This is a genomic window from Nocardia carnea, from assembly GCF_029868855.1.
In the GTDB taxonomy this organism is placed as follows: Bacteria; Actinomycetota; Actinomycetes; order Mycobacteriales; family Mycobacteriaceae; genus Nocardia; species Nocardia carnea_A.
The window spans coordinates 19939-41698 of sequence record NZ_JARWOV010000189.1; the positions used below are offsets into that span (position 1 = coordinate 19939).

The following is a 21760-nucleotide window of genomic DNA, read 5'->3' on the forward strand; positions in this document are numbered from 1 at the left end:
AGCTGGAACGGGGGCACTAGTACCGAGGAGAACGGTCATGTCCCGTTTGGTACGCAAGAATTTCGATTCGCCCGAGGAAACCCGCCCCTTCGAGGCGGGCAAGGGTCAACTCGATCTCGTCAATCTCGGGGCCGGCCCGGTGGGCCGGGCCGTCTTCGAACCCGGCTGGCAGTGGTCGGAACATGTCAAACCGATCGCCGGCACCGACAGTTGCCAGGCGCCCCATATGGGCTACTGCGTCTCGGGACACCTGGCGGTGGTCATGGACGACGGCGAGAAACAGGAATACGGGCCCGGCGATTTCATGATCGTCCCGCCCGGGCACGATGCCTGGACCGTGGGAGACGAACCCTGCGTCATGATCGACTGGCAGGGTGTCGCCGACTACGCCAAGCGGTGATTCCGGCCGAGCACCGGCTCGCCCACCGGACAAGACATCCGGTCCGGCGGTGGTGTACCGATCTCGTGGCCGGCACACCACCGGGGCGGGTGTCAGCTGACCTGGCGGTCCCGCCCGCTCCAATACGGCTCGCGTAGTTTGAATTTCTGCAGCTTCCCGGTGGCGGTCCGGGCCAGTTCGTCCCGGAACTCGACCGAGGTCGGCGCCTTGTAGCCGGCCAGCCGCTGTTTGCACCAGGCGATCAGCGCCGATTCGGTCGCGGTACCCGGGTCCGCATCCGGGTCGAGCACGACCAGGGCCTTGATCGTCTCGCCCCATTTCTCGCTCGGCACCGCGATCACCGCCACCTCCGCGACGGCAGGATGGGAGAACAGGCAATCCTCGACTTCGATCGAGGAGACGTTCTCGCCGCCGGTGATGATCACATCCTTCTTGCGATCGGCGATGGTCAGATAGCCGTCGGCTCCGACCGCACCGCCGTCACCGGTGCGGAACCACCCGCCGTCGAGTACCGCCGCACTTTCCTCCGGCCGGCCCCAGTAACCGTCCATCACCACGTTCGATCGGGCCAGCACCTCCCCCGCACCCTCCTCCGACTCTTCTATCCGCAGCCGGACACCGAGCGCCGGAGCGCCGGCGCGGGTCAGTTTCGCGGCCTTGGTCTCGGGGTCCAGATCGTCCCATTCGGCGCGTGTGCGATTGACGGTGAGCAGCGGAGAGGTTTCGGTGAGGCCGTAGATCTGGATGAACTCCCAGCCGAGTTCCTGTTCGACGCGCGCGACGGTTTTCGTCGGCGGCGGCGCACCCGCCATGATGATCCGCACCCGGTCGCGGCCGGGGATCTCGCCCTCCCAGGTCTGTGCGGCGTCGAGGACCGCGGCGGCGACCGCGGGGGCCGCGCACATCACCGTGACGCCGTGATCGCGGACGCGTCGCAGGATCTCGGCGCCGTCGATTTTGCGCAGGACGATGTGCCGGGCGCCCACACCGGTCATCGCGAACGGCTGACCCCACCCGTTGGCATGGAACATCGGCAGGGTGTGCAGGTAGACGTCGCGGTCGCTGATCGTGGCGTGCAGACCGAACGTGACGGCGTTGACCCAGATATTGCGGTGGGTTATCTGCACCCCCTTCGGGCGGGCGGTGGTGCCGGAGGTGTAGTTGATGGTGGCGGTGGCGGATTCGTCGGGCTCCCACGGTCGCGGTACCGAGCCGGGCGGCGCGTAGAGGTCGGAGTCGGAACCGAGGACGAATGTGTGCTCACACTCGATCCCGGCCAGCGAATCCGCCAGCTCCGGGTCGACGTAGAGGACGCGGGCGCCGGAATCCTCGACGATATAACGCACTTCATCCGGGCGCAGGCGGAAGTTGATCGGCACCAGCACCCGGCCCCATCCGCTGACACCGAAGAAGGAGGTGAGCAACCGGCTCGAATTGTGGCTGACGATCGCGACCCGTTCACCGGCCCCGATTCCGAGCTCGTCGAGCCTGGCGGCCTGCCTGCGGGCCAGGCTCGCGACCTGGGCGTAGGTCAGCGAACCCTGGGTGGGCGCGGGCTGCGCGGGTTCGTCGACCACACCGATACGGTCGCCGTACACGGTTTCGGCGCGGTCGAGGAAATCGGCGACACTGAACGGGACGAACATGGCCCTCCTACGGATCGTGCGTACGCCCGCCGAAACCGGTCCGCGGACCTTCCGGCGGTCCGACGATTGTCTCTTCGGAACGGCAGGACCGGGGCCGGAATCCTCATTGCGGACCACGGACAGGTATACGAGGCCCGGTCCCGGATCGCCGGCCGGCACCCGGGCAAATCGTCATCGGCACGGTCACGAACGGCCGGCGCCACCCGCGATTGCGCGTGCCATGGGGCTTCCGGCCGATGACTCGAGTACGCCAGCCTGTTGCCGTGACTTTGCCGCGACCATTTCGTAATCTAACGGTGATCTTGTCTCCGAGCGTTACGAGTAGTCACCATCATGCCTGGTCAACATCGCAAGCCGGCCCGAGCCCGGAAGATCGCTCCCCTCGCCGGGAGCACGGTCGCGGCAACGGCCGTCATCGCGCTGTCGGTGATGGCCCGTCCCGCACCGACTCCGCAAGCCACCGCGGTAGCAGCGGATACGCAGGCTGCCCCTGCGGCCGGTATGGGCGCCGCGGCGGAAACCCCGGCCCCGTCCGCTCCACCATCGGCCGAGGCCGTCGCGGCAGTCGACAAGCCACGGGAACCGGCCAGGTACGCAAAGCGTCATGCGCCCCCGCCACCTCCCCTGATCCCGTGTTCCACGGTGCTCGCCGGAACACAACCGCATGTGGCCCAGGTGGGCAACCTGATCGGCCAGACATTCGGCGTCGCCGATATCGGCGGCGCCGACGGCCGCTACGACGGTGAGCACGGCGCCGGCCTGGCGCTCGACTTCATGACCTCCGATCCGGCGCACGGCGATGCGATCGCCGATTTCGTCCTCGCCAACAAGGAGCGGTTCGGTGTCACCTATGTGATCTGGCAGCAGCGGTACAACGACGGCAGCGGCTGGTCGTATATGGAAGACCGCGGAAGTCCGACCCAGAACCATTACGACCATGTGCACGTCTCGTTCGATTCGGCCGCCGATGTGCACGTGACCTGCTGATCCCGGGTCACCCGGCTCCGGCCCGGGCGTACTGGGCCGGGCGACCGGCGACATCGCCCATTACCCGGTACCGCGCCACAGCGGTGCGGCCCGGCGGCCGCCCGGCTCAGATCATCGCGTAGGGATGGGCCGCGGCACGACCCTGGAAGGTGAGAATCCGCGGGTTCCGGACACGACCGTCGCGGATCTCTATCGCGCGCCGGATGGTCTCGTTGCCGTCCCAGGCCGCCGGTCCGCCCATGACCACCGGCAGGTATTCCAGCAGGGCTTCGGAGTTCTCCCAGGTCGCGGAGTTCCACAGGTAGGACGGGCTGTGGTCGACACCGTAGTAGTGCAGATCGTCGCCGACAGTGAACATGGGGTCGGCGAACGAGGTGGGGCGGGCCCATTCGAATCCCATACCCGCGTCACAGGAGACATCGACGAACAGGGTCCCGCGGGGGAACAGCCCGAGTTCTTCGTTCAGTACGAAAAGCAGTGGCGCCTCGGTGTTCTGGAACATGCAGTTGACGATCACGTCGTAGTGGGCGAGCATTTCGGCCAGCGGTCCCGGCTCCGGATCCTTCAAGGCCAGTGTGCGGCCCGGGCTGCGCGGGTCGCGCTGGAAGTTCTGCATCCGTACCGACGCGAACGGTGACGCCACCGCCGCGACACTGCGCTGCGTGAGCACCGTGACATCACTGATTCCCAGCGCCGACAGCGCCCGCACCGCGCCCCGGGCGGTGGCGCCGAAACTGATGACGGCGGCGCGCAGTCTGCGGCCGTAGTCGCCGGTGACACCCTGCAGTGCCAGTGCCTGCAGAACCGAGCAGTAGCCGGCCAGCTCGTTGTTCTTGTGGAAGACGTGCAGTCCGAAATCCCCGGTGGGGGTCCAGTGGTTCATCGCTTCCCAGGCGATCAGGGTCAGGCCACGATCGACGGCCTGCTGAGTCATGAGGGGATCCTGCACACAATGCGGCCAACCCCAGACAACCTGGCCGGGCCGCAGCGTCTCGAGGTCTTCGGGCATCGGTTTGGGCAGCAACAGCACATCGCATTCGGCCGCCAGCTCGGCGCGCGTCCGCTGCCCGGCGACCAGCGGCGCCAGCTGCTCGTCGGAATAGCCGAACCGGGCACCGTAGCCGTACTCGAGGAAGATACCCGCGCGGGTTGCCGGGTCGATCCGCGCGAAATGCGCGGGATGGATCGCGAGCCGATGCTCGTCCTCCTTGTGGGAGGTCGCAATGGCACCGATCGTCAGTTGTTTCACTGTACGAGCCTACGCGCGGCGCCCCGCCGCCCGAGTCCGACTCCGACGCGGCCCGCTCGGCCTACTCGACGTCTGCCGAAGCGATTGTCCCGCAGCGTTTTCAGTGCGTGGACCAGCTGCGCAGCGCACGTTCCGCGGCCGAACACAGTTCGTCGATCACCTCGCCCACCGGAGCACTCTCGGTCAGTACCCAGACTCCTTGACCCGCGTCGACGGGGGCCACCGCGGGATCGTCGGCTGCCAGGGCGGCGGCCAGCTCGTCGCGGGCCGCGGGGCTCTCGTCCAAGCCGGCCTCGTTGTGCTCCCACCGGCCGGTGAAATCGTTACGCAGTACCCGCGAGGGGAAGCGCGCCGGCCAGGGTAGCTGCTGGGCGATATCGAAGACGCGCGTGGTCACAGTATCGGTTGCCGCCGCGCGCAACAGAGCCGCACGTGCGCGGTCCGGGGTGAGTGCCTCGGTGCACGCCGACAGTCGTGTCCCGAGCCAGGCTCCCGCGGCACCGGCCGCGAGCACCGCGGCCAGCGTGCGGCCGGAGGAGATCCCGCCCGCCGCCAGCACCGGCACATCGACGGCACCCAGAACGGCATCGAGCAACGGCAAGGTGCCCAGCAGCGGCGCCCCGTGACCGCCGCCCTCGGCACCCCGCGCGACGAGAACATCCACCCCGGCGCCGGCGGCGCGACGTGCCTGTTCCGCGTCGTAGACCTGGGTCACCGCCAGGACTCCGTGCCGGTGCAGCCGCTCGACCCAGGTGAAATCGTCGGTGAAACCGATCGAGACAACGGTCGGCCGCGCGGCGAGCGCGGCGGCGAGCAGTTCCGGCTCCCGGTCCCGCACCCAGTCGACCAGCCCGATACCGAACGGCCCGGTCACCGCGCCGAGCAGCTCCAGCTCATCGGTCAACCGGGCGACCGATCCCGCGCTACCCATCCCGATCATCCCCAGGCCACCGGCGGCGGTGACGGCGGCCGCCAGCCGGCCACCGGCCACACCACCCATCGGGGCACTGACTATCGGTGCGCGTAACCCCATCTCCCGCGACCAGGGCGTCGACAGCACTACGGTCCACCTCGCTCGTCTGCGCCGGCATCGGGATACCGGACTCGGTTCGACCCCGTGACCGTACCTGCCGTTCCGGCCATCTCCGGCGGCTACTCACCCCGGCAGGGTCGACGCTGAGGAGCAGGCCACCGCCGTGGGCGCTGCCGTGACCCGCGCGGGACCCGGTCCGGTGTCGAACTATTTCGATATCTCCCTCTCGCCGATCACCTCGACCCGGAGGAATTCCGGCGCCTTGATCACCCGGCGCACCATGAACCGGATGAACGGCGGCATATCACCGGCGGCTTCGTCCCGGTAGACGCGCGGCGAGCCGATCACACAGCGCCGTCGCCGCGATTCCAGTTCGCCACCGCCCGCGGCGAGAACGTTACGCACCCAGTCCGATTCGGCGCCGTAGGTCAACGCGATCACGTACCCGCCGTCGCGCCGGAAGGCCCACAGCGGGGTCCGGAATATCCGGCCGGAGCGGCGTCCGCGATGGACGACAATCGCCCAGCCCGGTGCCCACGGTGCGATGAACCGCGTAATCCGATTCAGACCGGCCTTGTTCACGCGAGCGATCCATCGGGGCGCGGGCATCCGGAACACCTCCCTTCACTCGGGGTCACCGGTTCCTGCGTTACACACCTGCGGAGACAGTGCGGAGCGCGGCGATACCCGGCATTTTCGTTCGGTCCGGCAGGTCGGCGAGCCCTTGTCCGAGAGACAGCGTGGGCGGTTTCTCCGAACTCGCCGCACCGGTTCCCCGCGCCGGGAATTACCGCTACCTGCGATCCCGACAGTCGAGAACATCGCCGGGCGTGACAGGGGTAAGTCGATGCGCCTCGGCCACGGGGTCGTTGGTCACGGTGCCGGAATGGGTGTTGAGACCCTTGGCCAGCGCCGGATCGTCGCGCAGCGCCACACGCCAGCCCTTGTTCGCGAGGGCGACCACATAGGGAAGGGTCGAATTGGTGAGGGCGTAGGTCGAGGTGTTCGGCACGGCACCGGGCATATTCGCCACGCAGTAGAAGGTCGAATTGTGCACCGGGAAGGTGGGTTCGGAATGTGTGGTCGGCCGCGAATCCTCGAAGCACCCGCCCTGATCGATGGCGATATCGACCAGTACGGACCCCGGTTTCATCCGTGCGACCAGGTCGTTGCCGACGAGTTTGGGCGCCGACGCACCCGGGATCAGCACCGCGCCGATCACCAGATCCGCCTGCTCGACCTGCTGTTCGACGGCCAGGCGGGAAGACGCGAGCCCGTGGACCCGGTTGTGGTAGCGCCAGAACGACATCCGGAGTTTGTCGAGGTCGGTATCGAGCAGCGTGACATCGGCGCCCATACCCAGGGCGATATTGGCGGCGTTCTGACCGGCGACCCCCGCGCCGATGATGACCACCCGGGAGTTCGCCACACCCCCGACCCCGCCCATCAGCACCCCGCGCCCGCGTTGTGCCTTCAGCAGCGAGTGGGCGCCGACCTGGGGTGCCAGACAGCCCGCGACCTCCGACATCGGGTACAGCAGCGGCAGGACGCCCGACGGCAGCTGGACCGTTTCGTAGGCGATCGCGGTGACCCGCCGGTCGAGGAGGGCGTCGGTGAGCGGGCGATCGGCAGCGAGGTGCAGGTAGGTGAAAAGCACCAGGCCTTCACGCAGCAACGGGTACTCGGCCGCGATCGGTTCCTTCACCTTGAGCACCAGATCGGCCGTAGCCCAGATATCTTCGGCGCGATCGACGATCCGCCCGCCGGCGGCGACGTATTCGTCGTCGGTGATGGAGGAGCCGAGACCGGCGTCCTTCTCGATATCGACCCGGTGCCCCTGGCTGGTGAGCTCGTGTACGCCGATCGGTGTGATGGCGACTCGGTACTCGTGATCCTTGAGTTCCCTGGGCACGCCGATATGCATTGCTCCTCCTACGCGTATACGTCAGCAGGATTTCCGAGAACTGTCGCGGACGCACTCACGGAATTCGCCGTGGGCCCCGGCAGCGGTGACAACGACGCTGTTCACCCGCCGGCGACCGACGGAATGATCATGATCTCGCTATCGGCACCTACCGGTGTGTCCTGTCCCTCGAGGGTGCGGCATTCGTCGTCGCCGATGTAGAAGTTCACGTAGCGGCGCAGCTGACCGCTCTCGTCGCGAAGCCGGCGCTCCAATCCCGGCGAACGCTCGCGCACGGCGTCCAGAACGCTCCGGAGGGTCGCCCCCTCGATATCGAGTTCCTTCGCACCGCCGACGTAGGTTCGCAGCATGGACGGCAGACGGACGCGGGCCACGGCGTTATCCGACGACCGCGGCGCGCACGCAGAGTACGTCCGGGAGTTTGTCGGCGACGAGTTGCCAGTGATCGCCCTCGTCGGCACTGCAGTAGACCTCGCCGTTGCGGGTGCCGAAGTAGATACCCGCCGGGTCGGCGTCGTCGGCGCACATGGCATCGCGCATGACCGCCGCCCAGAACGGGTCCTGCGGAAGTCCGTCGGTGTGCGCGGACCAGGTATCGCCGCCGTCTTCGCTGCGGTAGACAGCGCATCGGGCGTCCGGCGGGAAACGGAAGCGCTCCATATCCGCGACCAGCGGGAAGGTGTAGATCACCCCGGAGCGGCGGGGGTGGGCGACGATCGGAAATCCGAAGTTGGAGTCGGGTAACCCGCCGTCGATCGACTGCCAGCTCACCCCTTCGTCGGTACTGCGGAACACCCCGCCGTGATTCTGCAGGTACATGGTGCTCGGCGTATCGGCGTCCACGGCGACCTTGTGCACGCACTGGCCCCATTCCGGCAGTTCACCCGGCATGAAATCCGCTGTGACGCCCTTGTTCGTCGGCTTCCACGACGTCCCGCCGTCGGTGGTCTGGTAGACGCCTCCGGTAGAGATGGCGACCGCCACCCGCTGGGTATCGGCTGGATGCGGCAGGATCGTATGCAATGCCAGCCCACCGCCACCGGGCATCCACTCCGGCCGGTGCGGATGGTCCCACAGGCCGCGGACCAGCTCGAATCTCCGTCCGCCGTCGGTGGAACGGAACAGCGCGGCCGGTTCGGCACCCGCGTACACCACATCCGGTTCCGCCGCGGTTGCGGGCGCGATCTGCCATACGCCCTGCAGGGCGGCTCCGGTGTCCTCCGGGAAGGCAAGGGGTGCGTCGTCGGGTTCGCTCCAGGTGGTGCCGAGGTCGTCGCTCACCACCATCGTCGGTCCGAAATGACTGTCCAGCACGCCCGCCAGCAGGCGCGGGGTCGACCGCCGGGTATCGATCGCCAAAGCCTTCACATCGGCCACGGCGAACTGGGGCTCACTAACCTCCCAGTTCGACCGGCCGTCCTTGCTGCGCGCCAGGAACAGCCCCTTGCGCGTCCCGATTCCGAGCAGTACGTCCATCACGTACCTCCCTGTCGTCACCGTCACGCCGGCGCGTGTGAGCGTACTCCGCGGGGCCGACAGGTTCCGGCAGAACAGAACGCCGGGGCGCGCCGGGGTGCGATCACACAGGATGATCGCACGGGCTCCGGCGCGACCCCGACGCCTCGGCGGGCCGGCGCCGCGCTCAGGGGATGACTACGGGACCGGACACAGCGGACGGCTCCGGCTCGTCGGCCGACCGGTGGCCCGCCTCACGCGGAGTGACACCTTCCTCGGCCCACGCGGCCAGCAACTGCGCAACCTTGCCGTGCATCGTGGTCCGCAGCCGGTCGAAGGAGTTCTCCGGGTTGTCGTCGACCTCGCCGAGCAGCAGCCACCATGCCCAGGCCACGGCCCCGGCGTTTGCGACGAAATCCGGAAGCACCGGGACCCCGCGGGCGGCGAGCATGGCCTCCGCCTCCGGGGTGGTCGCCGCATTGGCGGCCTCCACGATGACGCGGGCCCGGATATCGAAGGAGTTGTCCGGTGTGATCGCGTAGGAGATCGCCGCCGGAACGAGGATATCCACCTCGGCGGAGAGCACGGCGGCGCGCGGGAGCTGTTCGACCCCCTCGGGCAGGCGGGTGCGGTCGACCTCACCGAAACCGTCGCGCAGATCCAGCAGCGCCGGGATATCCAGCCCGTCCGCGCAGTACAGCGCGCCGGCGGCATCGGCCACGGTGGTGACCTTCATTCCGGCTTCGTGCAGGTAATAGGCTGCGGACCCGCCCATGGTGCCGATGCCCTGGATCGCGACCGTCGTCTCGGCGGGCGCCCGGCCCCGCCACACCGCGGCGGCAAGGCAGGCGTGCGCGACCCCGTAGCCGCCGATCACATCGCCCAGCAGGAATCCGCCCTCCACTGCCGCGTTCAGTCCGTTGCGGACCCGCTCCAGGGTCGCGGCCGGGTCGGCGGCGCGGCTGATCGCGGCGTGGTAGCTCTGTCCCAGGCCGAGCTTCTCGAACACCTCGTCGATCAGGTGCTGCGGGACCCCGAGATCCTCCGCCGTCACCCAGTGCGCGTCGAGCCACGGGCGCATGGCCTCGCAGAACCGCTCGAGCACACCCACCGCCCGCGGGTCCTTCGGGTCGAAATCGATACCGCCCTTGGCCCCGCCGACCGGCAGATCGAAGGTGGCGGTCTTATCGGCCATCCCGCGAGCCAGGTCCTCCACCTCCCGTAGGGTGCACCCGGCCCGCATTCGGGTACCGCCGGTGGCCAGGCCGGCGCGCAGAGTGTGTACGACGAGGTAGCCGACAGCGCCTGTCAGCGAATCCGTCCACTGCAGCCGCATATACGGTTCGGTACGGCGAACCGGTGGCGCTACGGCCGGAGCCGCGGAAATGTCCGGAAAGGTTTGCGCGGTCATGTGCGGGGTACTTCCCATAGGGTTGTCGATCGCCGTCACGATGAACCACCTCCTCTTCGTGCTCGGCCGTCGCCACCGCATGCGGCAGCGCCGGCGCGCGAATGTTCCGTCCGGACTTCTTCGTCCCCCGGCCACGACGTGTGCCCGATCCCCTAACTGTGCGGTCGCACCTGCTGGTGCGTCTATTTACGGTTGGTTCACGGCGTTGTTCAGCGTTGCTGCACAACGCTTAGGCTCGTTGTATGGATTTGTCGATCCCTCGCCTGCGGATGTTGCGCGAGCTGCATCGACGCGGCACGGTCACGGCCGCCGCGACGGCCCTGCACTACACGGCGTCGGCGGTGTCGCAGCAGCTCGCACAGCTCGAACGGGATGTCGGTACCCGGTTGTTCGAACGGCGTGGCCGCCGCGTGCAGCTCACCGATCTCGGTGTGCTGCTCGCCGAGCACGCCGAGGAGATCCTGGCCTCGGTCGAACGCGCGACCCAGGCCCTCGAGGACGCCGGCGAATCGGTGACGGCAACATTGACGGCCGGGGTGTGGGCATCGGTGGCTTCCGGTCTGATGCCCGACGCGCTCACCTCTCTCGCCCGGACCCCCCCCGGGATCTCGTTACGGACGCGGGAGCTCGCTCCGGAAGCGACCGCCGCGGCGGTCCGCGACGGTGCATTGGATCTGTCTTTCGTCCTCGACTACTCCAACTACCCGATGCCCTGGGATCGCGGCCTCCAGCGCGCGGTGATCGCGGTCGAGCGGATCCATGCCGCCGTCCCGTCGGGGGCGGTGCCCGGGGCCAGCGTGACACTCGCCGAGCTGACCGAGCATCCGTGGATCCTGGCGCCGGCCCGCTCACATTTCGGGCAGGCGGCGCGGCTGGCGTTCCAATCGGCGGGGGTCGCACCGCGGATCGACCACGAGGTGGAGGAGCAGGCGACCGCGATGGCGATGGTCGCCGCCGGGCTGGGTGTGACGCTGGTGTCGGATCTGGGCCTGGCCCTGCGACCGCCGGGTGTGGACATCATCGCGCTCGGTGACATCGTCACCCGCACCGTCTCGCTGGCCTACCGCACCAATTCGGCCCGCCGGGCCGCGCTGCTGCTCGTGGTGGACGCGATCCGGACCGCCGCCGCGGAGAAGGGCCTCGGCGCCGATACCGTACTTCCTTCCCCTGCCGTCACGGAGTCGCCGGCACCGCCGGCCCACGAGGTGAACGGCCGGAGCCTCGGACTCGGCTGACCAGGATCGGAGTATCTCCCGCGCCGCACACGGCCGAACGCCGGCCGTCACCGTGCCGCGCGGGTGCTGCTCGAACGGCACGGATCGTTGCGGCAGACTGTCCTGATGGCACGTTCCGCTGCGTACCGCCCCACCCCGGCCGAGCTGGCCGCCGCCGAAGGCAGAACCGTTCCCGATGTACTCGCGCCGGACCTGCGGGTGCTGTTCTGTGGTATCAATCCGGGGCTGTGGTCGGGGGCGACGGGTCACCATTTCGCCCGGCCCGGTAACCGTTTCTGGCCCGCGCTGTTCCGTTCGGGATTCACGCCGCGGCTCTTGCGCCCCGACGAGGAAGCCGAACTGCTCGGGCTGGGTCTGGGGATCACCAATGTCGTGCCGCGCACGACAGCGAAGGCTGCGGAACTGACCACGCAGGAATTGCGCGACGGGGGTCAGTCCCTCGCCCACCGGGTGCGCGAATACCGTCCGCGGGTCCTCGCGGTTCTGGGTCTGGGGGCTTATCGCACGGCGTTCGGCCGGCCACGGACCACTGTGGGCCGGCAGCCGGACGCGCTCGGTGGAACCGAGGTCTGGGTGTTGCCGAATCCGAGTGGCCTCAACGCGCACTACACCTTGGACGCGTTGGCCGCCGAATTCCGTACGCTGCGCGCGGCGCTGGAATAGGCGGTCCGGCGGAGACACCGAGAAGGCCGGTGGCCGCTGCACTACTGAGGTCGCAGACGGGCGCTCGATCCTTGCGAGGGACTTTGCGGCGCCGGGCCGCGACCGTGGTTCGCCACGATGCCGGGGCGGGGCGTTCGTCGGTCGTCCCAATACCCGGACTACGGAACCGAACCCGTGCGAAACTCACTTCCGTGAAGTGGAACACCGTTTCCGGCCCATCGGGCCGGGCGGCACGATCCCGTCGGACCCGGTGGCACCCGCCGATTCGTTCGCTCGGAATCACCGCCGCGATCATGGCAATGCTCGGACCGTTCACGCTGTTCGCAGGCGTCGCGAGCGCAGAAGACGTTTCCGCCGCTCCCTCGCCGGGATGCACAGCCGCACCGGCCGCGGCCGCACCCGGCCGTACACTCCAGCACTTCGCGACCGATGTCCGGGCCGGGACCTATATCCGGGATATCCCGGCCGCGCCGGGGCCCCGCCCGGTCGTGCTCGACCTGCACGGCTATCTGGAGCCCGCGGTGATCGCCCACGCCTCCAGCGGTTTCGGCGACTACGGTGCCGCCCGGGGATTCGTCACCGTCACACCACAACTCGCGCAGTCCGGGCCGCCGCGCTGGAATTTCGAACCGCACAGCGCAGATATGGATTGGCTCGCCGGGCTCATCGACCATATCGGCGCGACCCTGTGTGTCGACACCCGGCGTATCTTCGTCAGCGGGCTGTCCATGGGCGCGTTCACCACCTCGTCGCTGGCCTGCCATCTGTCCGACCGGATAGCGGCCATCGCGCCGGTCGCGGGAGTACAGGATTTCGCCTGGTGCAAAACCTCCCGGCCGATACCGGTCATCGCGTTCCACGGCACCACGGACCCGATCGTCGCCTACACCGGCGGCCCGGGGCCCAACGCCCGATTGCTTCCCTCCCCCGACGGCACCGGTTCCTCCGTGGGCACCGAACGCAAAGGGCCCACGGTCAACGGACCGGGCCCCGCGAGTGTCCCGGAGAGCGTCGCCGGGTGGGCACGGCGCAACGGCTGCGACACGGCACCGGCTCGGGAGCAGATAACACCCGACGTCTACCGCGAGAGCTATCCCTGCCCCGCGGGCGCCGACGTCGAGTTGTACTCCATCCAGGGCGGCGGACACGTCTGGCCCGGAAACACCACGGTCCCGTTTCCGGAGGTCTTCGTCGGCAGCAACACCACCTCGATCGACGCCACCCAGCTGATCTGGGACTTCTTCCGAGCCCATCCGCTACCGGAGTGAACCGGCGCGGCGGAACCGATCGGCGGCCGCGCCCGGCGAGGGTCGCTGTGCCTCCGCGCCGCCGAATCGGGCCGCCGGTCGCCTCGTCTCAGAACTTGCCGGTGTGGTGTTCGATGCGGTGCCCGAGACGCGTGGCGAATTCGGTGATGAAGTTCTCGGTGAGGGGTGGCCAGCCCCAGAAGTCGAAGGCGAGGGCGCCGAGGGCGAAACCGTCGTCCCATTGCCAGGTGGTGATCGAGCTCGATGCGGAGCAGGAGGCACAGGTCGCGGCGCCGGTGCCCGTTTGTTTCCAGGCATCGATCGCGTCCGAGAAGGGTTGCCATACCACGGGATCGGCATCCCATTCTCGCGGATAGTCGATGATCACGGTGGTGGCCCCACATCGTGGGCATACCGCGGACGCCGGTGCTATGCCACCCTGTCCGGCGTAGTGGTCGTGGCGGCCGACGACGACGGCGACCGGGGCGGGAATCCAGTCGGCGCCCCAATCCTCGGTGATCTGCGGCCAATCGGGGCCCGGCAGATAGCCTTCGTCGACTTGGAGGCTGTACATCGCGTCGCGCGAGGTCTCCCGGAGCAGCCAGCGCCGCGACACCATCCAGTCGATCATGTGCTCGGCCAGCTCACTCGCGTCGGCCGCAGCCACCTCGAGGTCGACAAGTCGTTCGAAGAAGTCACCCACACCCGCATCCTGACACAGCGCACCGACACCAGTGCCCGAGCCGGCCGGTCGTCGAATCACCGTGATCCGATTCGGCATGGTCGGCCCATCCGAGCCGGTCTCGGCGCCGATCGCCGCGGTGAGATGTGCGTCGACCCCTTCGCGGTAGCGGGTGGACACGGCCGACATCTCCCTGTCTGCCCGATTCGGTGCTCGGAGTCGATGTCGCCCGGGTCGCCGGGCTCCTGAAACCAGCGCACGACGGGCCGGCCGATGCCGTCAACCGCTGACCACTCGACCCGGCTCGGCCGGCGCGGAACGCGACTCCTCGGTCAGTACGTCGAGCAGTTCCTGCTCCAGGGCGGCGAACTCGGGAGCCGTGATCATGGACAGGGTGCGCGGGCGTGGGAGATCGACCCGCACTTCGCGGCGCACCGTGGCCGGGCGGGCGGACAGGACGACGACGCGGTCCGACAGGTACACGGCCTCGCGGATATCGTGGGTGATCATCAGCACCATCCATCGGTAGCGCTGCCAGACGTCCTGTAACCAGGCCTGCATCTCGGTGCGGGTCAGCGAGTCGAGTGCGCCGAAAGGTTCGTCGAGGAGCAGCAATTCACGTTCCTGGACGACGGTGCGCAGCAGTGCGGCACGCTGCCGCATACCGCCGGACAGCTGGGACGGGCGGGCGTCCTCGAATCCGGACAGCCCGAACGCACCGAACAGTTCGCGGGCGCGCCGCCGGGCTTCGGCTTTCGGGACACCGTGTACCTGCAACCCGAGGATGGTGTTGTCGAGGACGGTGCGCCATGGGAACAACAGATCCTTCTGCGGCATATAGGCGCAATGCGCGGCCGCCGTCCGGGTGTCGTCACCGAAACGGACACGACCCGAATCGGCGCTTTCCAGCCCGGCCAGCGTATTGAACAGGGTGCTCTTCCCGCACCCGCTCGGACCGATGACGGAGACGAACTCGCCGGGCTCGGCGGTGAACGACAGGCCGGCCAGTACCGGCCGGCGCCCCTGCCGTCGGCCCGGCTGTGGAAAGGACTTGGCGAGGGAGTCGACGACGAGCCGGTTACCGATCGGGTCAGCCACGGCGACTCCGGTTCTCCGCGCGCGACCACGGCGCGACGACCCGCTCGACCGCGAACGTCAGCAGATACAACGCGATACTGATCAGCGCTGTCACGAACACGGCCGCCAGCACCAGGTCGGTGCGGAACGAATTCTTCTGCAGGCTCATATAGATACCGAGCCCCTGGCGCGCGCCGACGTATTCGGCGAACACGGCACCGACGACGGCATAGGTGATCCCGATCCGCAGCGCCGTGAAGAACCGGGGTATCGCCGAGGGCAGGCGCACATAGCGGAAGACCTGGCCGCGGGAGGCACCCATACTGCGCAACAGCGCGCCCGCCTCACGATCGGCAGCGGCAAAGCCCTCGATCAGGCCGATCGCCATCGGGAAGAAAGTGACCAGCGCGACGACGAGGACCTTCGGCAGCAGTCCGAACCCGAACCAGATGATCATCAGCGGCGCTATCGCGATGATCGGCAAGGTCTGGGAGGCAACGAAGAGCGGGACGAACGCGCGGCGCAACCAGGGCGAGAAGTCGACCACGACGGCCAGCAGCCAGGCCAAGCTCAGCGACAGGGCGAAACCGGTCGCGGTGACCTGCAGGGTGGCGGCCGCGTGGACGGTTATCTCGTCGCGGTGCGCCCAACCCTGTTCCAGCACACGGATCGGTGACGGGAGGAGTTGCGGACGGATGCCGCTGATCTGCACGTAGGCCTGCCAGGCAGCGACCAGGACCGCGACGGTAACGACCGCAGGCACCAGCCGGCCGATCGCCGAGAATCCGGTGCCCGCCGCCGAGGACGGGTCGGGCTGTGACGGATTGCCGGGCGCGGGTTCGCTACGGGGAGGCGAGATAGTCATCGGTGAAATACGTCGACCAGTCGGGTTCCTCGGCCAAGCGCGCACCGTCCGGCCCGGTGAGCAGGCCCTTGTCGTACAGGAATCCGGAATTCGCCGCCCACTGCTCCTGGGTCTGGGTGCCCACCCGGCCCTCGGAGTCCTTCATGAACTGCTCGGCCAGCATGCGCTGGCTCTCGAAGACCAGCGATTCGTCGGGGAACGCACCGGGATTCGCGTCGAGAAGGTCCTGGGCGGCGGCGGCCGGTTCGTCGGCGGCGAACTGGTATCCGCGTTGCAGCGCCTGCACGAACTTCGCCGCGCGATCGGGATTCGCGGCCAGCCAGTCCTGATTGGCGTCGATCACGATGGCGTAGGCGTCGGGGAAACCGAAATCGGTGTAGCGGAAGTATTTCATGGGGGTGCCGTGGTGTTCGGCCTCGATCCCCTCCCACGCGAGGTAGGAGACGGTGAAATCCGCCTGTCCGGAGTAGACGGCCTCGTACGCCGAAGTGCCCAGGGTGACCGATTCGAACTCGCCCTTACCACCGTCGTTGCGGATCACCTGCTGCAGCGCTTCCACCTCGCCGGGATCGCCGAAACCGGCATAGGTCTCGCCGTCCAGGTCCTTGGGGGACCTGATATCGGCGCGGTCGGCTTTCACGCCGATCCCGGTCGCCCAGTGTTGCAGGGGCGCGAGTACCGATATCGTGTGGCCGCCGGAGGCGCGGGAGAAGGTCGACGAATTATGAGTACTGATACCGAATTCGGCGTTACCGGCGTCGACGACCGTATCGACCGCGGTGTTGTTGTACGGCAGGATCTCCACGTCCAGGCCGGCCTCGGCGAACCAGCCGCGTTGCTGCGCCACGAACAGGCCGGTGTGGTTGGTGTTCGGCGTCCAGTCCAGGGCGAAGCGGATGGTCTCGTCGCCGCCGGTCCCCGCCGTACAGGCGGTGAGCGCGGACAGCGCCACCAGCGCGGCGGCAGCCGTCGCCAGGGCCCGGCGTAGGCGGGCGTTCACGGCGCGGGCCAGGGCTGCGGATGCAGGGCGGTATCCCAGAACATCAGCTCGTACCGGGTCGCGACGGTGAACGCCGCCGCCATCGCGTCGCGCTCCCGGGCGCTCGCGGCCTCCGCCGCCGCGTCGACCATCGTCCGGGCCGCGGCCGCCGACTCCTGGAACTCCTCGGCGCCGTAGGTCGCCACCCATTGCGCGTACGGATGATCGGGATCGGCGGCGAGGACGGCGGCCGCGCGGGCGGCCAGATCGCGCCCGACCTCGGCGTATATCCAGAAGCACGGTAACGCCGCCGCCGCGCCCACGGCGTAGGACTCGGTGGCGGCGGTCGCGATCAGATAGGAGACGTAGCCGAGGCAGGCCGCCGAATGTTCCGGCTCGCCGTCCCGGGCGGGTAGCTTCCCGCCGCCGAGCAGTTCGTCGTGCAAGGCCGACTCGACCGATACCGCCGAGGCGGCCGAATTCGCCCAGAACCGCGCGGCCCCGGCATCGGGAGCCTTGGACGAGAGGATGGCCAGCACCTTCGAATAACCCGCCAGATAGAGCGAATCCTGCTCGATATAGGTGCGGAAAACCTCGGGCGGCAGGGTACCGGCACCGAGTAACCGAAGGAATTCGAGATCGTCGATGGCGCCGCGCAGCGCCTTCGTCCGGTCCCAGAGGTGATCGGTGAATCGGCCGGTTTCCGTGGTGTGCGCGAGCAACGCCAAGACATCCCTTCGTCAGCATTACCTGGACAGGTTCCCGGGTGTGATCTCAGCCCCGCGTCGTACGGAGCACCCCGTGTCAGAACGAATTCGACCATACCAGTGGCGCGTCGCATGACAAGTGGTCCGGTGCCCCGGATAATGCGTACCCCGGTCCGCGCCGACCGCGGCCGCTACTTTCCCGACTCCGAGGAAAACCCGCTGATTCACAGACCGCCACGGGCGACGAGCTGGGCCGCGATCACATTGCGCTGGATCTCGTTGGTGCCCTCGCCGACGATCATCAGCGGGGCGTCCCGGAAGTAACGTTCGACGTCGTATTCGGTGGAGTATCCGTACCCGCCGTGGATGCGGACCGCGTTCAGAGCGATCTCCATCGCGACCTCGGAAGCGTACAGCTTGGCCATCCCGGCCTCCATATCGCAGCGCTCCCCGCGGTCGTACATTTCGGCCGCATACCGGGTGAGCTGGCGGGCGGCGGTGAGTTTGGTGGCCATATCGGCCAGGTAGTTGCCCACCGACTGGTGCTTCCAGATGGGTTCGCCGAAGCTCTCCCGCTGCTGTGCGTAGGCGAGCGAATCCTCCAGGGCGGCCGCACCGACTCCCAGCGCCCGCGACGCCACCTGGATCCGGCCGGTTTCGAGCCCCTTCATCATCTGCGCGAATCCTTTTCCGGGCAGGCCGCCGAGGATCGCGTTCGCGCCGATCCGGTAGCCGTCGAACGACAGCTCACAGCTCTCGACCCCCTTGTATCCGAGTTTGGGCAGGTCCCGCGAAACCGTGAGCCCGGGGCCGTGTTCGACGAGCACGATCGACATACCCCGGTGCCGCGGGGTGGCGGCCGGGTCGGTTTTGCAGAGCAGGGCGATAACCCCCGACCGCCGCGCGTTGGTGATCCAGGTCTTGGCCCCGTCGATCACCAGATCGTCGCCGTCACGTTCGGCGTGGGTGGTCATGGCCTGCAGATCCGAGCCGCCGCCGGGCTCGGTCAGCGCCATGGTCGCCCGGATCTCGCCGGTGGCCAGCCGGGGCAGGTACTGCTTCCGCTGCTCCTCGGTGCCGAACAGGGCGATGAGTTTCGCGACGACCGTATGGCCGCCCATCGCACCGGCCAGCGACATCCAGCCGCGGGCCAATTCCTCGGTGACCTGCACGTAGCAGGGCATCGAGACCGGTGTACCGCCGAATTCCTCCGGTACGGCAAGCCCGTAGATGCCGATCCGCTTCATCTGGTCGATCCACGCCTCCGGGTACCGGTCGGCGTGCTCGACTTCCCGTACCGACGGTTTCACCTCACGATCGATGAACTCGCGCACCGTTCGTACCAGCAGCGCTTCTTCGTCGTTCAGGTAGTAGCTCACGCCCGATGTCCTCACCGTGTGGCGGGCCCGGGCCCGCGGAGATCCGTACGGTTCACAGAGATACCGATCGTGACGAACGTATAGCCGGTCCGGGTTGCCGGCCCGGTCGGCCCATTCGCTCACCGGTCGGCTCGCACCAGTCCGCTCACCGGTCGGCTCGCACTCGTCCCGCACATCGATGCCCGGCACATCGTTCATACGCAGGCTTGTCGGTGGGTAGCATCGGGCGGTGTCCGACGCCTCGGGAGAAATCGCGCGCCGGGTACACGACTGGCTCGACAGCGGCGTTCCGGCACTCACCGGGTATTCCGACGGACCGCCGCTGATCCCTCCGGGGTCGGCGGCATCGATGGCCCGGCGGCAGACGGAACGGATCGCGGCGATCACCGGCGGACGGGTTCGCCTGGACGGTGCGCGGCTGCTGTCCGAACGCGCCGCCTTCACCGGGTCCCGCCGCGGCGGGACCCTATCGGCCGGCGGGCACTGCCGCCTGCTTCCCACCGCCGACGGCTGGGCCGCCGTCAGCTGTGCGCGACCGGACGACCCCGTCCTGCTGGGTGCCCTCGTATGCGGTGACGTCGGCGACGATCCGTGGCCCGCCGTGACGGACTGGTTGCGCACCCATACCGGCGCCGAACTCGCCGAACGCGCCGAACTGCTGGGACTCGCCGCCGGCCCGGTCGATTCCGCTCCGGCCGAGGTTCCGCAACCGCTGGACGTGCGCCCAGTAGCCGGACTGCGCGTGATCGACTTCAGTGCCCTGTGGGCGGGCCCGCTGTGCGCCCATCTGCTGGGCCTGGCCGGTGCCCGCGTCATCAAGGTCGAGACACCGACCCGGCCCGACGGCGCCCGCGCCGGATCTCCCGAGTTCTATCGGCTGCTGCACGGCGGCCACGAATCCGTCGTCCTCGACCCCGGCGACGGCGGCCAGCGGCGCGCGTTACGCGAACTCGTCGCTTCCGCCGATATCGTGATCGAGGCGTCCCGGCCGCGTGCTCTTCTCGGTTTCGGGCTGGACGCAGAGGAATTCGTCGCCTCCGGCGGTACCTGGGTATCGATCACCGCGCACGGCCGGGATTCGAACCGGATCGGGTTCGGTGACGATATCGCGGCCACCGCGGGTCTCGTCGCCTGTCCCGATGGGAACACGCCGCTGTTCGTGGGTGATGCGATCGCCGACCCGCTGACGGGACTGACAGCAGCGGTGCTGGCCATGTCGGCACCCGCCGACGGCGCCGGCCACCTGTGGGATATCGCCATGTCCGGGGTCGTCGCCGCGACCCTCGGTCCCGGCTCGGCGACCGTGCCCGTCGACGAATCGACAGTGGCTGTTCCGCGCCGGCGCACACCGATCGGCACGGCGCCGGAGAGCGGCCGGGATACCTTCGCCGTGCTCACCGAACTGGGTGTGCGGCCCGGATGACCGAGCTGCTGATTCGCGACGCCGAGGTATCCGCGGGAACCCGGGCCGATGTCCTGATACGCGATTCGATCATCGCCGCGGTCGGGACCGGCCGCCCGGCGCCCGGCCGCGCGGTTCTCGACGCCGGCGGCGGCGCACTGCTGCCGGGATTGCACGACCACCACCTGCATCTGCACGCTCTGGCGGCGGACGCGTATTCGGTCCGATGCGGACCCCCGCAGGTGCGCACCGCCGTCGATCTCGCCCGCTCGCTCGCCGCAGCGCCGGGGGACGGATGGATCCGCGGGGTCGGGTACGTCGAAACGGTGGCCGGGCTGCTCGATTCGGCGGCGCTCGACGCATTGTGCCGTGACCGACCGGCCCGGATCCAGCATCGCAGCGGTGCGATGTGGATTCTCAACTCCGCCGCGGCCCGCCTCGCCGGACTCGACACCGCCACCGAGCCCGGTGTGGAACGCGATGCGAAGGGTCGCGCCACGGGCCGCGTCTGGCGCGCGGATACCTGGCTGCGGTCACAACTGCCGCATACCGGCCCACCTGACCTGACGGAGGTGGGTACCCGGCTGGCCGGGTACGGGATCACCGGAATCACCGATGCCACACCCGATCTCCCCCGGGACACCCTCGCGGGACTGATCGGTGCGGCGAGCTCCGGTGCGCTACCCCAGCGACTGAACCTCCTGGGCGTTCCACTCGGCCACACCGGTGGATCCGGCGTCACCACCGGCGCGTACAAGATCGTGCTCGCGGATTCCGGACTACCCGATATCGACTCCCTGGCAGCCACCGTCGCGCGCGCACACGAGCGGGGCCGGGCGGTCGCCGTGCACTGCGTGAGCCGGGAGGCGCTGCTGATACTGCTCGCGGTCTTCGACGAAACCGGTACGGTGCCGGGCGACCGGATCGAACACGCCGCGATGGTTCCGGCCGAATCCATCGCCGCATTGCGGCGCCTCGGAGTCACCGTGGTGACCCAGCCGGGTTTCCTCGCCGACCGCGGCGACGACTACCGGCGCCGTATCGAGCCCCGTGACCTGCCCGACCTCTATCGCTGCCGGAGCCTGTCGGAAGGTGGCGTCGGGCTGGCCCTGTCCAGCGACGCCCCGTACGGACCGCTCGATCCCTGGCAGGTGATCACCGCGGCCGTTTCTCGGCACGCGCCGGACGGTTCCGTGGTCGGTGCGGCCGAAACGCTCCCGGCGGCGACGGCTCTCGGCCGTTACCTCGCACCTCTGCACGACCCCGGGGGCCCGGCCCGCGCAGTCACAGCAGGCTCGCCGGCCGACCTCGTCTTGCTGGACCGGCCGCTCGAGCGCATACTCGCGCAGCCCACGGCCGAGGCAGTGCGCGCCACTCTCATCGGCGGAGCGGTGGTGTTCGAACGCCGGAAACCCTGAG

Annotated in this window: 21 protein-coding genes; 7 read left to right on the forward strand and 14 right to left on the reverse strand. The window is 68.7% G+C overall.

Annotated elements, in window-relative coordinates; genetic code table 11:
• Positions 1-37 precede the first annotated feature (37 nt).
• The gene (locus tag QH195_RS17245; RefSeq protein WP_280436148.1) at positions 38-400 is read left to right on the forward strand and encodes a cupin domain-containing protein; all 363 of its coding nucleotides are present in this window, start codon (positions 38-40) and stop codon (positions 398-400) included.
• A 92-nt stretch (positions 401-492) separates the two neighbouring features.
• Here the strand turns inward: QH195_RS17245 and QH195_RS17250 are convergent, their stop codons facing one another.
• Complete coding sequence (locus tag QH195_RS17250) at positions 493-2046, reverse strand: AMP-binding protein (protein ID WP_280436149.1); 1554 nt, start codon at positions 2044-2046, stop codon at positions 493-495.
• Between the two features lie 429 nt (positions 2047-2475).
• On the opposite strand from QH195_RS17250, the gene QH195_RS35085 reads away from it, so the two are divergent.
• On the forward strand, positions 2476-3033 hold the full coding sequence (locus QH195_RS35085; RefSeq protein ID WP_432278275.1) for a hypothetical protein: 558 nt from the start codon (positions 2476-2478) through the stop codon (positions 3031-3033).
• A 106-nt stretch (positions 3034-3139) separates the two neighbouring features.
• On the opposite strand, the gene QH195_RS17260 is transcribed toward QH195_RS35085, so the two are convergent.
• The 7 genes from QH195_RS17260 to QH195_RS17290 form a co-directional block, all read right to left on the reverse strand.
• On the reverse strand, positions 3140-4282 hold the full coding sequence (locus QH195_RS17260) for a N(5)-(carboxyethyl)ornithine synthase (protein ID WP_280436150.1): 1143 nt from the start codon (positions 4280-4282) through the stop codon (positions 3140-3142).
• Between the two features lie 100 nt (positions 4283-4382).
• Positions 4383-5342, reverse strand: a complete 960-nt coding sequence (locus QH195_RS17265) for an NAD(P)H-dependent flavin oxidoreductase (protein WP_280436151.1) — start codon at positions 5340-5342, stop codon at positions 4383-4385.
• Between the two features lie 180 nt (positions 5343-5522).
• Positions 5523-5924 carry a nitroreductase family deazaflavin-dependent oxidoreductase gene (locus QH195_RS17270; RefSeq protein WP_280421796.1) on the reverse strand — a complete coding sequence of 134 codons (402 nt, stop codon included), beginning with the start codon at positions 5922-5924 and terminating at the stop codon, positions 5523-5525.
• Positions 5925-6108: 184 nt separating this feature from the next.
• Entirely contained in the window at positions 6109-7239 is a 1131-nt protein-coding gene (gene ald / locus QH195_RS17275) for an alanine dehydrogenase (RefSeq protein ID WP_280436152.1), read from the reverse strand.
• Positions 7240-7340: 101 nt separating this feature from the next.
• Entirely contained in the window at positions 7341-7613 is a 273-nt protein-coding gene (locus QH195_RS17280; protein WP_280436153.1) for a MoaD/ThiS family protein, read from the reverse strand.
• Between the two features lie 4 nt (positions 7614-7617).
• Positions 7618-8715: a WD40/YVTN/BNR-like repeat-containing protein gene (locus QH195_RS17285; RefSeq protein WP_280436154.1), complete on the reverse strand. Its 1098-nt coding sequence runs from the start codon at positions 8713-8715 to the stop codon at positions 7618-7620.
• A gap of 166 nt (positions 8716-8881) precedes the next feature.
• The gene (locus tag QH195_RS17290) at positions 8882-10147 is read right to left on the reverse strand and encodes a Glu/Leu/Phe/Val dehydrogenase dimerization domain-containing protein (RefSeq protein ID WP_432278276.1); all 1266 of its coding nucleotides are present in this window, start codon (positions 10145-10147) and stop codon (positions 8882-8884) included.
• A 200-nt stretch (positions 10148-10347) separates the two neighbouring features.
• Here QH195_RS17290 and QH195_RS17295 point away from each other — a divergent pair, with 200 nt between their 5' ends.
• The 3 genes from QH195_RS17295 (at position 10348) to QH195_RS17305 (ending at position 13271) form a co-directional block, all read left to right on the forward strand.
• The gene (locus QH195_RS17295; RefSeq protein ID WP_280436155.1) at positions 10348-11340 is read left to right on the forward strand and encodes a LysR family transcriptional regulator; all 993 of its coding nucleotides are present in this window, start codon (positions 10348-10350) and stop codon (positions 11338-11340) included.
• 105 nt (positions 11341-11445) lie between these two features.
• A complete protein-coding gene (gene mug, locus QH195_RS17300; RefSeq protein ID WP_280436156.1) occupies positions 11446-12003 on the forward strand; it encodes a G/U mismatch-specific DNA glycosylase in 558 nt (185 codons plus the stop codon).
• Between the two features lie 293 nt (positions 12004-12296).
• The gene (locus QH195_RS17305) at positions 12297-13271 is read left to right on the forward strand and encodes an alpha/beta hydrolase family esterase (protein WP_280436157.1); all 975 of its coding nucleotides are present in this window, start codon (positions 12297-12299) and stop codon (positions 13269-13271) included.
• 88 nt (positions 13272-13359) lie between these two features.
• On the opposite strand, the gene QH195_RS17310 is transcribed toward QH195_RS17305, so the two are convergent.
• The 6 genes from QH195_RS17310 to QH195_RS17335 all read right to left on the reverse strand — a co-directional run bounded on the left by QH195_RS17310 (position 13360) and on the right by QH195_RS17335 (position 18939).
• A complete protein-coding gene (locus QH195_RS17310) occupies positions 13360-14112 on the reverse strand; it encodes a hypothetical protein (protein ID WP_280436158.1) in 753 nt (250 codons plus the stop codon).
• Between the two features lie 99 nt (positions 14113-14211).
• Complete coding sequence (locus tag QH195_RS17315; RefSeq protein WP_280421788.1) at positions 14212-15030, reverse strand: ABC transporter ATP-binding protein; 819 nt, start codon at positions 15028-15030, stop codon at positions 14212-14214.
• Positions 15023-15874: an ABC transporter permease gene (locus QH195_RS17320; protein ID WP_280421787.1), complete on the reverse strand. Its 852-nt coding sequence runs from the start codon at positions 15872-15874 to the stop codon at positions 15023-15025. Before QH195_RS17320 ends, QH195_RS17315 begins: the two co-directional genes overlap by 8 nt.
• Positions 15852-16874, reverse strand: coding sequence for an ABC transporter substrate-binding protein (locus QH195_RS17325; RefSeq protein ID WP_280436159.1), 1023 nt, complete (start codon positions 16872-16874; stop codon positions 15852-15854). Before QH195_RS17325 ends, QH195_RS17320 begins: the two co-directional genes overlap by 23 nt.
• Entirely contained in the window at positions 16871-17581 is a 711-nt protein-coding gene (locus tag QH195_RS17330; RefSeq protein WP_280421785.1) for a TenA family protein, read from the reverse strand. Before QH195_RS17330 ends, QH195_RS17325 begins: the two co-directional genes overlap by 4 nt.
• 203 nt (positions 17582-17784) lie before the next feature.
• Entirely contained in the window at positions 17785-18939 is a 1155-nt protein-coding gene (locus tag QH195_RS17335) for an acyl-CoA dehydrogenase family protein (RefSeq protein WP_280421784.1), read from the reverse strand.
• A gap of 229 nt (positions 18940-19168) precedes the next feature.
• Between QH195_RS17335 and QH195_RS17340 the strand changes: the two genes are divergently transcribed.
• Together QH195_RS17340 and QH195_RS17345 are read left to right on the forward strand one after the other, a co-directional pair.
• A complete protein-coding gene (locus tag QH195_RS17340; protein ID WP_280436160.1) occupies positions 19169-20362 on the forward strand; it encodes a CoA transferase in 1194 nt (397 codons plus the stop codon).
• Positions 20359-21759 carry an amidohydrolase family protein gene (locus tag QH195_RS17345; protein ID WP_280436161.1) on the forward strand — a complete coding sequence of 467 codons (1401 nt, stop codon included), beginning with the start codon at positions 20359-20361 and terminating at the stop codon, positions 21757-21759. Before QH195_RS17340 ends, QH195_RS17345 begins: the two co-directional genes overlap by 4 nt.
• Position 21760: the final 1 nt, after the last annotated feature.